Annotated in this window: 12 protein-coding genes; all 12 read left to right on the top strand. The window is 66.1% G+C overall.

Annotation, left to right across the window (positions count from 1 at the left end; translation table 11 throughout):
- The first annotated feature begins 2 nt into the window (after nucleotides 1-2).
- Nucleotides 3-938, top strand: coding sequence for an ABC transporter permease (locus GWP04_03065; GenBank protein ID NIA24531.1), 936 nt, complete (start codon nucleotides 3-5; stop codon nucleotides 936-938).
- Complete coding sequence (locus GWP04_03060; protein NIA24530.1) at nucleotides 938-2,272, top strand: amidohydrolase family protein; 1,335 nt, start codon at nucleotides 938-940, stop codon at nucleotides 2,270-2,272. The genes GWP04_03065 and GWP04_03060 overlap by 1 nt, the downstream gene beginning before the upstream one ends.
- 307 nt (nucleotides 2,273-2,579) lie before the next feature.
- Complete coding sequence (locus tag GWP04_03055) at nucleotides 2,580-4,022, top strand: aldehyde dehydrogenase family protein (GenBank protein NIA24529.1); 1,443 nt, start codon at nucleotides 2,580-2,582, stop codon at nucleotides 4,020-4,022.
- Nucleotides 4,015-4,695: a hypothetical protein gene (locus GWP04_03050; GenBank protein NIA24528.1), complete on the top strand. Its 681-nt coding sequence runs from the start codon at nucleotides 4,015-4,017 to the stop codon at nucleotides 4,693-4,695. The genes GWP04_03055 and GWP04_03050 overlap by 8 nt, the downstream gene beginning before the upstream one ends.
- Nucleotides 4,696-4,741: 46 nt before the next feature.
- Complete coding sequence (locus GWP04_03045) at nucleotides 4,742-5,737, top strand: ABC transporter substrate-binding protein (protein ID NIA24527.1); 996 nt, start codon at nucleotides 4,742-4,744, stop codon at nucleotides 5,735-5,737.
- A 65-nt stretch (nucleotides 5,738-5,802) separates the two neighbouring features.
- Nucleotides 5,803-6,594 carry an ATP-binding cassette domain-containing protein gene (locus tag GWP04_03040; protein ID NIA24526.1) on the top strand — a complete coding sequence of 264 codons (792 nt, stop codon included), beginning with the start codon at nucleotides 5,803-5,805 and terminating at the stop codon, nucleotides 6,592-6,594.
- Nucleotides 6,587-7,363, top strand: a complete 777-nt coding sequence (locus tag GWP04_03035) for an ABC transporter permease subunit (protein NIA24525.1) — start codon at nucleotides 6,587-6,589, stop codon at nucleotides 7,361-7,363. Before GWP04_03040 ends, GWP04_03035 begins: the two co-directional genes overlap by 8 nt.
- Nucleotides 7,360-8,598 (top strand): aminotransferase class III-fold pyridoxal phosphate-dependent enzyme, encoded by a 1,239-nt coding sequence (locus tag GWP04_03030; protein NIA24524.1) that lies wholly within the window; start codon nucleotides 7,360-7,362, stop codon nucleotides 8,596-8,598. Before GWP04_03035 ends, GWP04_03030 begins: the two co-directional genes overlap by 4 nt.
- Entirely contained in the window at nucleotides 8,595-9,983 is a 1,389-nt protein-coding gene (locus tag GWP04_03025; GenBank protein ID NIA24523.1) for an amidohydrolase family protein, read from the top strand. The genes GWP04_03030 and GWP04_03025 overlap by 4 nt, the downstream gene beginning before the upstream one ends.
- The gene (locus GWP04_03020; protein ID NIA24522.1) at nucleotides 9,971-11,557 is read left to right on the top strand and encodes an NAD(P)-binding protein; all 1,587 of its coding nucleotides are present in this window, start codon (nucleotides 9,971-9,973) and stop codon (nucleotides 11,555-11,557) included. Before GWP04_03025 ends, GWP04_03020 begins: the two co-directional genes overlap by 13 nt.
- Nucleotides 11,554-12,540: a methyltransferase domain-containing protein gene (locus GWP04_03015; protein ID NIA24521.1), complete on the top strand. Its 987-nt coding sequence runs from the start codon at nucleotides 11,554-11,556 to the stop codon at nucleotides 12,538-12,540. The genes GWP04_03020 and GWP04_03015 overlap by 4 nt, the downstream gene beginning before the upstream one ends.
- A complete protein-coding gene (locus GWP04_03010) occupies nucleotides 12,537-13,430 on the top strand; it encodes a GntR family transcriptional regulator (GenBank protein NIA24520.1) in 894 nt (297 codons plus the stop codon). Before GWP04_03015 ends, GWP04_03010 begins: the two co-directional genes overlap by 4 nt.
- Nucleotides 13,431-13,454: the final 24 nt, after the last annotated feature.

Below are 13,454 nucleotides of genomic sequence, written 5' to 3'. Positions count from 1 at the left end.
CCGTGGATGTCATCGTCGATCTCTTCGTCTCCACCGCCTTTTTCGCCAGTGCCGTGCGCCTGGCGGTGCCGATCATCTTCGCCGGTACCGGAGAGGTGATCTCGGAGCGCGTCGGCATCCTCAACATCGGCCTCGAGGGAATGATGCTCATGGGTGCCTTCACCGGTGTCGTAGGTGCGGAAGTGACCGGCAGCCCGTGGCTCGGAGCTCTGGCCGCCGCACTGGGTGGAATGGCGGTGGCGGCACTCCATGGCCTGGTGGTCATCCGATGGTCGGGTGATCAGATCGTGAGCGGGCTCGCCCTCAACCTCGGGGCTCTCGGACTCACCACCTATCTGTCACGATTGATGTTCGATACGACCCGGCAGATGGAGGTGCCCCACTTCGAGCCGATCAACATCCCCGGCCTGTCCAACATCCCCTTCTTCGGCGAGGTCCTGTTCCAGCAGTCGCCGTTCTTTTATCTTGCCGTGGCGATTGCGGTCACCCTCAGCCTTGTGCTGTTTCGATCGAGGCCCGGCCTCCGTTGGCGCGCGTCCGGCGAGGATCCGGATGCGCTCGACAGCGTCGGTGTGTCGGTCGCCCGGACCCGGTGGGGGGCACTGCTTCTGTGTGGGGCCCTTGCCGGGCTCGGGGGCGGGGCGATCTCGCTTGCACAGCTGTTCACCTTCATCGAGAACATGACAGGAGGGAAGGGCTTCATCGCCCTTGCTCTCGTCATCGTCACGAGATGGCGGCCCATGTGGGCGATCGGTGTTGCGCTGTTCTTCGGGGCGGCCGATGCCATCGCTGTGCGGGTGCAAGCACTCGGCATCGCTTCCATCCCGTTCCAGGTGTCCCTGATGATCCCATTCGTGCTGACGCTGGTCGCCTACGCCGTCGCCGCGCGCAGCGGCAAGCCTCCCGCGGCACTCGGTAGACCGTGGATGAAGACATGATGAACGCAACGCTGGTCCGCGCCCGTTACGTGCTGACCGCAGCCGAGCCGGCGGTGATTACCGACGGCGCGGTCAGGATCCTGGGTGATCGCATCGATGCAGTCGGGACCTGGAAGGATCTCCGAGCACGGTTCCCCGAGGACGGCGTTGCCGGCGGGCCGAACGATGTGGTCACACCGGGGTTCGTCAACACCCACGGTCACTTCTCGGAGGCACTCATCACCGGAATCGCCAAGCGGTACACGCTCTGGGAGTGGATCGACGCCTTGATCGGGCCCGTGGCCCCACATCTCGACGACGAGGCGGCCTACGTCGGCACGCTGATCGGTGGGATGCAGATGCTGCGAAGCGGGATCACGGTGGCCAACGACATGTTCGTATGCGATCCGCGGCAGGATCGTCCGGTCACGCCCGGTGTGGTGCGTGCGCTCGACGACCTGGGGCTGCGCGGTGTCGTGTCGTTCGGGGCGGGCGACGTCAGAGGCACGAGCATACCGGTCATCCTCGAAGAGCACGCCGCGCTCGCCGAAGCCGCCGCGGCGAGCCGACTGTCGCGGTTCAGGGTGGGGATCGCCGCCCTCGGCGCTCAGTCCGAGGCGTTGTTCGCGGGGAGCGTCGAGCTTGCCGTTTCGGGTGGGCACGACGGCGTACACATCCATCTCCAGGAGGTCAGGGAGGAGGTGACCGCGATCCGTGCACGGTATGGCGTCACACCCATCGGCCGCTGTGCACGCTTGGGGCTGTTCGCCGCGCCGACCGTCGCAGCCCATTGCGTATGGGTGGATGCCGACGATCACGAACTCCTGGCCGAGCACGGCGTGGGCGTGGCCCACAACCCGGTGTCCAACATGATCCTGGCATCGGGAGTCTGCCCGGTGCCGGAGCTGCGTGCCCTCGGCATCGCGGTGGGCATCGGGGTCGACGGTCCCGCCAGCAACGACCGACAGGACATGCTCGAGGCGATCAAGACGACTGTGCTGCTGCAGCGGGTCGATCGGCTGCAGGCGACAGCGTTCTCGGCAGGCGAGGCCTTCGCGATGGCCACGATCGACGGCGCTCGCTCGCTCGGCCTCGATCACGAACTCGGCTCGCTCATTCCGGGAAAGGCCGCCGATCTGGTGGTCTTCGACGGAGAAGCCGCGGCACTGGCCAACATCCACGATCCGTTTGGCGCGATCGTCTACTGTGCCGGGCCTACGGAGGTTAAGGAGGTCTGGGTTGCCGGCACCCGCTCCGTCGAAGGCGGCCGGATCGTACACGTCGATCCGGTCGAGGTGGTGGAGCGCTCCCGCCCAATCGCCCGCAGGATCCTTCGGGCCGCCGGACTGGGCTGATTCTCCCTTCGAATCGTGCTCACGGAAGGCGAGAGCCACCGTTGACCTGGATCAGGCCGGCGACCCCCAGGCGGTCGGCACGTCCGAGGTTGGAGGCCCCGGCGGTGACGATGGTGACCCAACTGTCGAGTGTTCCTGTCGGGAATGTCCGTTGGGAGCCACAATGTGACCCTTCGGCGTGGGACCGCCGCCTGGGCCGTGCATTTGTTGGGCGCGTCCTGTAGGCTGTGTCTCTGTCAGAGACACGATAGGCAGGGCGCATGGATGGTTGTTCGAATTCCAGGCGAGGTGAGCGAGGGTCGTTTCCATGCTGATTACCTCAGGTGCCGAGCGTGCCATCTACGCCCCTGCCGATGGCACGGTCGTCGGTTCGATACGTGAGGCCACTCTCGATGACATCACGCATGCCGTTGCCGCCGCCCGACGGTCGCTCGACGACTGGCGACGGGCCGCTCCGTACGACCGGGCGGCCGTTTTGTCCCGGGCGGCGGCGTTGCTCGAGAACCGGGCCGAGGAACTCGGACTACTCCACGCTCGCGAGAGCGGCAAGGTCATCACCCAGGCCCGCAAGGAGATATTTGGGGCGGCGGCGCTGCTCGATGAGAACGCTCACATCGGGCGCTTCGACGCCGGCTATCTGGCACCCACCGGAGCCCTGCCCGGTGGTGAGCGTGACCTGACTCTGGTCGAGCGGGTGCCTCTCGGGGTGGTGGCGTGCGTGATTCCCTTCAATTTCCCGGTAGAACTCACCATCGAGAAGGCGGGGGCAGCCCTCGCCGCCGGCAACACGGTGGTGGTCAAACCGCCTCCACAAAACCCACTGGCGACCATCGCCACCGTGCAGGCTCTCATCGATGCCGGACTGCCGGAGGGCGTGCTGACGGTTCTCCCCGGTGGTCGCGAGGTCAGCGCCGCCCTCTGCGCGGCCCCGGGCGTCGATGCCGTCTCCCTCACCGGAAGCGTCGGTGCCGGGGTCGCTGTCGCTCAGGCAACCGCCCACATGCTGCGACCGCTCCACCTCGAGCTGGGCGGGAACGGAGCGGCCGTCGTATTCGACGATGCCGATGTGGACCTCGTCGTGTCCGAGACGCTGAGGGGCAGAATGCTCATGAATGGCCAGGCCTGCGCCGCGACTAAACGTCTCGTCGTGCACCGCTCGGTTGTCACAGAGGTCGTTGAACGGCTGGAAGCGGTGCTGGCCGCCATCACCGTCGGCGATCCCACCGACGAATCCAGCGAGGTAGGTCCGCTCATCGATGCCCGCAGTGCCTCGCGGGTTGCAGCCCAGGTCTCCAAGGCCGTTTCGCAGGGAGCGACCCTGGTTCGCGGCGAGATGTCGGCGCGTGATGCGTGGTACCCGCCGGCGCTGCTCAGGTCGGTACCCGCGGGAGCCGACGTGGCAGTCGACGACGAGATTTTTGGACCTGTGGTCACCACGATCCCCTTCGACACGGACGAGGAATCGATCGAGATCGTCAACTCGTCGCAGCTGGCCCTGACCGCGGCGATCTTCTCCGGCGATCTGGAGCGGGCCCTCGCCGCCGCCCAGCGTTTTGAGGTTGGTGGCGTCGTCGTCAACGGCACGAACAACTATCGGCCTCCGGTGGTGCCCTTCGGAGGTGTTGGGCTCGCAGGCACGGGCAGGGAGGGCATCGGCTACACGTATGAAGATTTGACTCGGACCCGGTTCATCGCCGTTCGCGGGGTGCGTCCTCCTGGTGTCCCGTTGGGGGGTAGCGCAGATGGATGAGCGTGCCGTCCGTGAGATCGTTGCCCGGACCGCCCGAATGATGGCCGGCGCCGGCCTCGCCGAGGCCTTCGGGCACGTGTCGGCCAGATGGCGCGACGGGTTCGCCATCACGAGCACGCTTCCGTTCGCCGGCGCCAGTCCGGACGACGTGATCATCGTACCCGACCGGTCGGACCCACCGTCGGGGGTCGACGGCGTACCGCTCGAGACCGCGATGCACGCTGCCGTGTACGTGGAGCGCCCCGATGTCGGAGCCATCTGCCGGGGACATCCGCCCGCCGTCGTCTCGTGGGGGGTTGGTACAGAGGATCTGCCGCTTCTCCACGGCCTGGGAGCACTCGCTGGCGAGCGGGTAGCCATCCATCCCGACGTCGACCTCATCGCGACCCTCGCTCAGGGCTCAGCGGTAGCCGCGACGTTGAAGGACGCCTTCGCCGTGATCCTGCGGGCCAACGGCTGTTTGGCCGTTGGGGCGACACCACTCGAAGCGCTTACCCGCCTCTATTTCCTCGAGGAACGGGCGCGAGTCGCTCTCGACCAGGGGATCGAGAGAGGAGAGACCGATTGGGGGAACCGCCTTCGGCATACCGGCGCTGAGTTGCCGCGAGCGATGGCCTGGGTGGAGGCAACCTTCGGGTACTCAGGGTTCCCAAGACCGCACGGAGAGACATGAGTCCGACGACCGACGACATGCGAACCGACGCAGAGAGGAGCAAGGTATGAGGAGTGGAGCGAAACGAGGACGGATGGCCACGCTGCTGGTGCTGGTGCTGGCCATTTCGCTCGTTGCCACAGCCTGTGGCGGCGACAAGGGAGGACTCGACGAGAAGACGGATGCGACGCTGATCCTGGACTTCGTCCCCGGTGGTATCCACACCGGCATCTACGCGGCGCTCGCCGAGGGCTACTTCGACGACGCCAATATCAACCTCGACATTCAACCGCCGACATCGTCCGCGGACACGCTGCGCCTGGTGATGGCCGGGAAGGCCACCATCGGCATCGCTCCGATCGCCGACGTTGCATCGTTGCGTGCTCAGGGTGAGGACATCCAGATCTTCATGGCCCTCGAGCAGGTGCCGCTTGCGGCCTTGATGTCGACCGCCGCGATCGGCATCACCGACCCGAGCCAGTTGACCGGGGCTACGATCGGTGTCACCGGTGTGCCATCGGACGAGGCGATCGCACGGGTGATCCTGTCGAGTTCTGGTGTCGACGTGAACAGCGTCGAGTTTGTCACCATCGGCTTCGACGCGGTCGGCAACCTCATCGGCCAAACGGTCGATGCGGCCATCGGCTTCTGGAGCGCCGAGGCGGTTGTATTGGAGCTCGAAGGCGAGACGCCCTACGTGTTCCGGCCCGACGAGTACGGCGCACCGCCCTACCCGGAGCTGGTGCTCTTTGCCAGCGGCGACACGATCAAGAACCGACCGGAGGTCCTGGCCGCCTTCTCCGACGCGCTGGCGCGCGGCTATGACTTCGCGTTGAACAATCAGGACAAGGCCATTGCCGACCTGTCCGCCAATGCGGACGGCATCGACGTCGAGTTCGCAAACGCGGAGTTCAACAACGTCAAGCCGTACTTCCTCGGACCGAATGGCAAGTTCGGCGAGATCTCCGACGAGGCGATCGCCGACTACCTAACCTGGGCAGTGGAAGTCGGCGTGCTCGAGTCCATGCCGGAGAACCTGATCACCACCGAGTTCCTCCCCTGAACGATGGTGTTGGCCGGGGAGAACGTATCGTGTTCTCCCCGGCCACCCGCCATGGAAAGGGCCCCATGAAAGAACGGATCAGCGTCAGGAACATCTCGAAGGGTTTCGGGAAGGGTTCTGGCCGCGTCGAAGTCCTTGACGGTATCAACGTCCATGTCGGCCGACATCACTTCGTCAGCCTTCTCGGTCCCAGCGGCTGCGGCAAGTCCACGCTGTTCAACATCGTCTCGGGGCTTTTCGAACCGAGTGAGGGTGTGGCGCTGGTCGATGGGTCGCCGGAGCGGCTCGGCACATGCGGATACATGCAGCAGAAGGATTTGCTGATGCCCTGGAAGCGCATCACCGACAACGTGGCACTCGGCCTCATGGTAAAGGGGACGCCGCGCCGGGAGGCGCGTGCCAGAGCCGAGGAGATCCTGGAGCGGTTCGGGCTTGGTGGATTCGGTCATTGCTATGCCAGTGAGATCTCTGGCGGAATGCGGCAGCGGGCGGCACTCGCTCGGACCTTCCTCGCCGGTGACGACGTATTGCTGCTAGACGAGCCGTTCGGGGCCCTCGACAGTCTCACCCGGCTGCAGATGCAGTCGTGGCTGCTCGACATCTGGCAGGAGTCGGAAGCATCCATCCTGTTCATCACTCACGACGTGGACGAGGCCATTCGGTTGTCCGATCGGGTCTACGTTCTGTCGGAGCGCCCTGCGAGGGTCGTGCTCACCCTCGAGATCGATTTGCCGCGCCCCCGCCCGTATGAAACGGTGCTGTCTCCCGAGTTCGCGGCCCTGAAAGTGCAAGCCATCCGTTACCTGCACCCCGACGCACAGGACATGAGCAGCAAGGAGATGATCCCAGATGCCTAGCTGGCTCAAGAAGACCCTGCCTCCCGTCGTCTTCGGCCTGCTCGTGATCCTGGGGTGGGAGCTGCTCACTATCGTCACGAATGCCGACCCCCGCATCTACCCGGCGCCGAGCGAGATCGCGGTCGCCTTGTTCAAGAACCCGGGCAGCCTGCTGAGCAACGCGCGGATCACGACCCTCGAAATGGTGTTGGGCTTCGCGCTCGGCGCAGTGGTCGGCATCAGCATCGGCATCCTGCTCGCATACTCGAAGGTCGTGCGTTCTGCGGTCTACCCATGGCTCATCGTCAGCCAGACCATCCCGATTCCGGCCGTCGCGGCGGTACTGGTGATCTGGTTCGGCTTCTCCATGCTGCCGAAGGTGCTGGTGGTGGTGCTGATCGCCTTTTTCCCCATCGCTGTCAGCACGGTCGACGGATTGAAGGCGGTCGATCCGGAGATGGTACGACTCATGCGGACGTTCGGGTCGAGCCGCGCCCGCATCTTCAGAGAGGTTCGCATCCCCGTGGCATTGCCGCATATCTTCACCGGGATGAAAGTCGCCGCGGCGTTCAGCGTGCTGGGCGCAGTGTTCGGAGAGTGGGTCGGCGCGAAAGGCGGGCTCGGCTACCTGCTGCTGCTGAAGAATCGCGCGGTCAACACCGATGAGGTGTTCGCCATCATCTTCGCCCTGTCGGTCCTCGGAGTGGGTTTCTTCAGCCTCATCGTCCTCATCGAACGGATCACGATCCCCTGGTACCACAAGGCTCGTCAGATGGAAGGTGCTCAATGACCAACCCCATGCCGGCGGAAGTCGCCGAACGATACAAGGACGGCTTCCTTGCCCACTTGTCCCAGACGGTTCCCGGACGTAAGGAGATGGTCATCACGAGCGCTTCCGGGTGCCGAATCACCGCCGCCGACGGAGTCTCCTACCTCGACATGATCTCGGGCATCGCCGTGTCCAACGTCGGTCACTCCCACCCGGAGGTCGTCGCCGCCGTCGAGCACCAGATGCGGCGGTTCGCACACGTCAACGTCTTCGGACGCTTCGTGCTGCCGCCCCAGGTCGATATCGCCGAGCGCCTCACCAGGGTCGCCCCTGGAGAACTCGACATCGCATTCCTCACAAGCACCGGCACCGAGGCCAACGAGGGCGCTCTCAAACTGGCGCGCAAGTACACGGGTCGTCCCGGGTACGTGGCCTTCGAGGGGTCCTTTCACGGCCGCACCTACGGGTCGTTGTCGGTGAGTTGGCGCGAGCGCTACCGGGCGCCCTTCCAGCCGCTCCTCGAAAAGGTCACCTTCGTGCCGTTCGGCGATCTCGACGCAGCGGCGGCAGCCATCGGGGACGACACCGCAGGCGTGATCGTGGAGCCCGTACAGGGCGAGGCCGGTGTTCGAATCCCGTCGGACGATTTCCTCCCCGGTCTCAGGGAGGTGTGCACCGAGCGCGGGGCGCTGCTCATTGCCGATGATGTCCAGGGGGCCATGGGCAGGTCCGGTCACTGGTACACCTGCCAGGAGTGGGGGGTCACCCCCGACGTGATCACCGTCGCCAAGGCCGTGGGCGGAGGGCTGCCGCTGGGCGCCTTCATCTCCACCGCCGAGATCTTTGCCACGTTCCTCGACCCGCCCTTGTCACACCTGACCACGTTCGGCGGCAACCCGGTGTCGTGTGCGGCGGCGACCGCCGCCTTCGATATCATCGAACGCGACGGCCTGGTCGAGCGGGCTGTCGAGATGGGTGAGTACCTCAGTGCAGGTTTTGCCCGGCTGATGGATCGCCATGAGACCCTGGTGGCGGCGCGCGGACTCGGCCTGTGGTGGGCGTTCGACGTCGCTCCCGACGACCTGGCGATGCCGGTTGTCCAGGCGATGGAGCGGCGCGGGGTGATCGTGGGCTCCATGCTCAATGCAGATGGAACGATCCGTGTGGCCCCACCGCTCATTGTCACAACCGATGAGCTGGATGAGCTGCTCGATGCCCTCGACGAGTCACTCACCGAACTCGAGGGTGTCACATGAGCCTGCCTACCCGCGAGGAAGTGCTCGTCCGCGGGGCCTGGGTGCTCACCTCCGCCACCGTTGGGGAGGTCCGCGACGGCGCCGTGTTGATCGCCGACGGCACGATCGCAGCCGTCGGCTCCTATGCAGACCTGCGAAGGGCGCATCCCGCCATCACGGTTGTCGGCGATGGCACCGGGGTCGTCATCCCGGGCCTCGTGAACGCTCACACGCATCTCTCCGAGGCACTGATCCCGGGGATGGGATCGGACCTGACGCTGTTCGAGTGGGGGACCCGGGTGGTCACTCCGGCGGGGACGGTACTCACCCGGGAGATGGCCAGGGAGGGCAGTCTCCTGAAGGCGGCCGAGTTGCTCCACTCCGGGGTCACCTGCGTCAACGACATGTTTCACCACTACCACGCGGGCTCGTTCGCCAGCCTCGGGGTCGTGGAGGGCCTGACGGAGGTGGGGCTTCGCGGCATGGTTGCCTTCGGCGCGGAGGACGCCTTCGAGGTCTTTGGGGGTCGCCGGTTCACGGTGGAAGAGGCCATGGAAGAGCACCTGGCGCTCGAAGAAGCGACTGCAGGGGCCGAGCTGCTCGAATTCCGGATGGGTGTCGGGACGATGCTGGGATCGACCGACATGCTGCTCGAGGCCGCCATCGGCACGGCGTCCGAGCGGAGCTGGCCGGTACATACTCATCTCGCCGAGGTCCGCGAGGAGGTCGTCGAGGCGCGGTCGCGTTGGGGCAGGAACAGTGTCGAGCAGGCGGCGGCCATCGGTCTGCTCGATCTCGAGGTCATTGCCGCCCACCTCATCTGGCTCTCCGAGGGCGATGTCGAGCTGCTCGTCGCCCACCGCACCGCAGGCGCTCACAACCCGATCGCCAACATGATCCTCGGATCGGGAGTGAGCTGCGTGCCCAGGCTTCGGGCTGCAGGCCTGCGACTCGGGCTCGGCACCGACGGCGCGGCATCGAACGACTCCCAGAACATGCTCGAGGTCATGAAGATGGCGGCGCTGCTCCAGAAGGTCCATCGGCTCGACCCTGCGTCGCTGACAGCGTCTGAAGTGCTGCGAATGGCGACGATCGGTGGAGCCGAGGCGCTTGGCGTCGCCGACCGCATCGGCAGTCTGGAACCAGGCAAGCGGGCCGACGTCGTGCTTCTTGGCGGGACGGCGGAGCTGGCCAACATCCACGATCCGTACCAGCAGATCGCCTACTGCATCAGCCCGCGCTCCGTATCCGACGTATGGGTGGACGGGAGACGGCTCCTCGCAGCAGGAGTGCCGACGACCGTCGATGAAGCGGAGCAGATCGCTCGATGCCGTCCCCTCGCCGAGACCCTGGTGAGGGAGTCTGGGCTCGTGGCGGAGGGGATGTCCAGGTTGTGCGAGATGTAGCCATCGTCGGTGGAGGCCACAACGGCCTCGTATGTGCCGCCTACCTGGCGGCCGGCGGACTCGACGTAGAGGTTCTCGAGGCCAACGACGGCGCCGGTGGGTGTATCTGGACGGAAACGCTCGACAGCGGGTACCGACTCGAGCGAGGGGCCGTGGACCTGACGATGATCGACGACGTCGTCGCCGACCTCCGTCTCACCGACCACGGGCTGCACCTGCTCGATCGTGAGATCCTTGTCGGCGCCGGGTTCGGCGATGGTGCCCGCCTGCTGTTCCATTCCGACCTCGAGGCAACCATCGACGGGTGGGCCGGGATCGGGCAGTCCGACCGCGAGGCCTACCGGTCGTTCGCCGATCTGGCAGGTCGGGCCACCGACGCGTTCGATGCTCTCCCCGGCGTGCCCAGCTTCGGCGAGGTCATCAGGCTCGCAGAGTCGCTCTCGATCGGCGTCGATCTCGCCCGGTTGCTCGTTTCGTCGGCCGAGTCGGTCATCGGGCGACGCATCCACGACCAGCGCCTCGCCAGTGCCATCGCGATGTACGGGGCGCACGGCCAGCTGCCGCCGTGGCTCCCTGGAACCGGGCTGTTCGCCCTGATGTTGCCCGGCTCCCACGGCAGCAGGAGTCATCGCCCGAGGGGAGGGGCGGGTGCCTTCATCGACGCTGTCGTCTCATCGCTCGAAGCGTCGGGCGGCACCCTGCGGACCAATGCGAGAGTGCTCCGCATCAATCCCGCCGTGGAGGGCGCCGTGATACAGCTCGAGGGCGGGGAGTCCGTGGCGGCCCGTCGTGTGATGTCGTCGCTCGACATCCGTCGCACGGCACACCTGCTGGCCGAGCCGCCTCCCGCCATACGGTTGGCCGCCAAAGCCGTGCAGTCGGGCGCCCTCAATATCGGTGAGCTCAAGATAGATCTCGCGTTGTCGACCCCGGCGACGGTCGTTGGCGGGGATGCAGACGCCGCCTTGTGGCTGCTTCAGGAGCGGCCCGACTCGCTGCGCACCTCCTTTGGGGATATCGTCGCCGGTCGCATGCCCGCCAGTCCAGCGATGATGTGGGCCGCTCCGTCGGTGCTCGACCCGACCGCGGCACCCGATGGAGGGGGAACAGTGTGGCTCTCGGCCTTCGTTCCGGCTCGGTTGCGCGATCGTTCCTGGGATGCTGCGGCCGAGGAGCAGGCCGCGGACGACGTCCTCGAGGGGTTCGCACGGATCAGCGGCATCGATCTCCGGCCCATTACGGTCGACCGGAGAGTCCTCGGCCCGGCCGGCTGGGAGCGACGTATCGGTGCGCCGGGAGGCAACCCGAACCATCTGGATCTCACGCTCGACCAGTTGTTCGGCTGGCGTCCACCGGGGGCTCGCGGGTACCGGACGGAGCTACCATGGCTCTACTTGACCGGGGCCGGGACCTTTCCTGGCGGGGGCGTGTCGGGGCTGCCAGGCCGCAACGCAGCACAGGCCCTGCTTGCCGATTTGGGATCGCGTCCACATCGCATGGGCAGGTGGCGGCGCGAGATCAAGGGACTCTGGAACGCGTTCGGCCTATATCGATCAATGAGGAGAAGGGCGTGAGCGAGACTACCGATGTCTTCGGGTTCCTCGACCTACTTGCGGGATACCAGCCCGCAATGGTGGTCATGGCGGCACGGCGCCTCGGCGTGTTCGACAATCTGACCGCCGAGCCGCGTGACGTTGCCGACCTGGGAGCGGCGATTGGAGCAGACCCTGCAGCCCTGGGGGCGTTGCTGCGGTCCCTCGCCGGGATCGGTCTCGTCGTTGAGGACGGGAACCGCTTCGCCGCTACCCCCTTCGTCACCGCCCACCTTGCAGGTGGTCGGGATCTCGCTCTGGTGATCGAGAAGGAGGAGTACTTTGCCAGGGCCTGGCTGTCACTCGACGACGTGGTGCGAACGGGCCGGCCGGTGCTCGAACCGTGGCGGAACCGCCTCGCCTCCGATCCGGCGACCGCCCATATGTTCCTCGAGGCGCTGAATGTTCTCGCCGAGCACACGGGTCCCAGACCGTGGGAGCTTCCTGAGCTCGCGCCCGGCCGACGGGTCCTCGACGTCGGCGGCGGCTTCGGTTACTACGCGCTGCGCCTTGCCGAGGCGGGCTCAACCGTCGTGCTGGTGGACCTGCCGCCGGTGACCGAAGCGCTGGAACGTCGTCTCGACATGTTCCCGAACGCATCCATCGAGCTGATTGGAGTCGACGTGATGACGGCCCCATCATGTGGAGTCGATGCCGACAGCGTCGACGCTGCCCTGGTCTCACACATGGTTCACGATCTGTCCGAGGCCGAAGGGGTCGATCTGCTCCGCAGGGTGTGCTCGGCGGTACGTTCGGGGGGCACCGTCGTCGTGAACGACTTCGCGGGTGATGCAGGACCCGGTGCATTCGGTCCCTTGTTTGATGTGATGATGCGTATCGAGACCGGTGGCGCCGCATATCCGCTTGCGACGCTGCGGTCCATGCTCGAGTTGGCGGGTTTGCAGGGGGTTCGCGTCGTGGATCTTCCCGAGCCCGTCACGCTATTGATGGGGAGGGTGGCATGAACATTCGAGTGGCGGGTGTCGACGAGGTCTATGTCGCCCTACTGGAACGAATCGGTGCAGGGACGATCGAGGTCGGCGCCAAGCTGCCGTCGTGCCGGGTGCTCGCCGAAGAGTTCGGATCGAATCCGAGTACGGTGAATCGCGCCATCCGGCGCCTGTCGCGCCACGGCCTGGTGCGGACCGAACCGCGACGCGGGGCCTTCCTGGTGAACGCCGGTGCAGCCCCCGAACTCGGCCATGACGAAGTGGAGCGCGTTGTGCGCGACGCAGTCCTCACCGCTCGGCGCGCGGGCCTCGGCCCGGCACGCATCCAGGAGCTGTTCGAGTCGGCGCTCGCGGTGGGTGGGAGGGGTGTTGGCGCAGTGGCTTTCGTCGAGTGCAACCGATACGACCTCGACCACATGACTCCGCTCGTCGAGAACACTACGGGTGTCGCCCTGAGGCCGATGCTCTTCGATGACTTGAAGCCTGGATGGGAGGACGAGATCGATGTCGTGGCGACTCCTGTATTCCATCTGGCCGATCTCGCCGAGTTGTCGTACGACCTCAACCGGGTCGTCGACCTGAACTTCATTCCGTCACGGTCGGTGCTGCGTCAGTTGGCCACGATCCCGGCGTCGGCCGTCGCAGCGGTGGCTGCTCCGACTCCGCGTGGAGTGGAGCGGGTAAGGGCTCTGGTGAGTCAGTACTACGCAGGGACGATCCTCACACCGGACCCAGAGAGCGATGCGCCGTTCGAGGGCATCGATGTCCTCGTTCACCCGGGGGCGATTGCGATCGATGCCAATCTTCTCGCCGGCGTCCGTACGGAGATCGTGATCGATTGGGAGTTGGATCCCGGCTCTGCCGCGACGTTTGCGGGCCGGGTTGCGGCGGCTGCGGGGAGGTGACAACGCGCAAGGCAGGCCATCGAC

This window comes from Gammaproteobacteria bacterium (assembly GCA_011682695.1).
GTDB lineage: Bacteria > Actinomycetota > Acidimicrobiia > Spongiisociales > UBA4744 > BMS3Bbin01.
The sequence above is the reverse complement of the archived record's forward strand: the minus strand, read 5'-3'. Positions and strand labels throughout refer to the sequence as shown.

Coding starts and splice junctions, on each gene's coding strand:
- GWP04_03060 (NIA24530.1), top strand. CDS start 938: ATGAACGCAACGCTGGTCCGCGCCCGTTACGTGCTGACCGCAGCCGAG.
- GWP04_03055 (NIA24529.1), top strand. CDS start 2,580: ATGCTGATTACCTCAGGTGCCGAGCGTGCCATCTACGCCCCTGCCGAT.
- GWP04_03050 (NIA24528.1), top strand. CDS start 4,015: ATGGATGAGCGTGCCGTCCGTGAGATCGTTGCCCGGACCGCCCGAATG.
- GWP04_03045 (NIA24527.1), top strand. CDS start 4,742: ATGAGGAGTGGAGCGAAACGAGGACGGATGGCCACGCTGCTGGTGCTG.
- GWP04_03040 (NIA24526.1), top strand. CDS start 5,803: ATGAAAGAACGGATCAGCGTCAGGAACATCTCGAAGGGTTTCGGGAAG.
- GWP04_03035 (NIA24525.1), top strand. CDS start 6,587: ATGCCTAGCTGGCTCAAGAAGACCCTGCCTCCCGTCGTCTTCGGCCTG.
- GWP04_03030 (NIA24524.1), top strand. CDS start 7,360: ATGACCAACCCCATGCCGGCGGAAGTCGCCGAACGATACAAGGACGGC.
- GWP04_03025 (NIA24523.1), top strand. CDS start 8,595: ATGAGCCTGCCTACCCGCGAGGAAGTGCTCGTCCGCGGGGCCTGGGTG.
- GWP04_03010 (NIA24520.1), top strand. CDS start 12,537: ATGAACATTCGAGTGGCGGGTGTCGACGAGGTCTATGTCGCCCTACTG.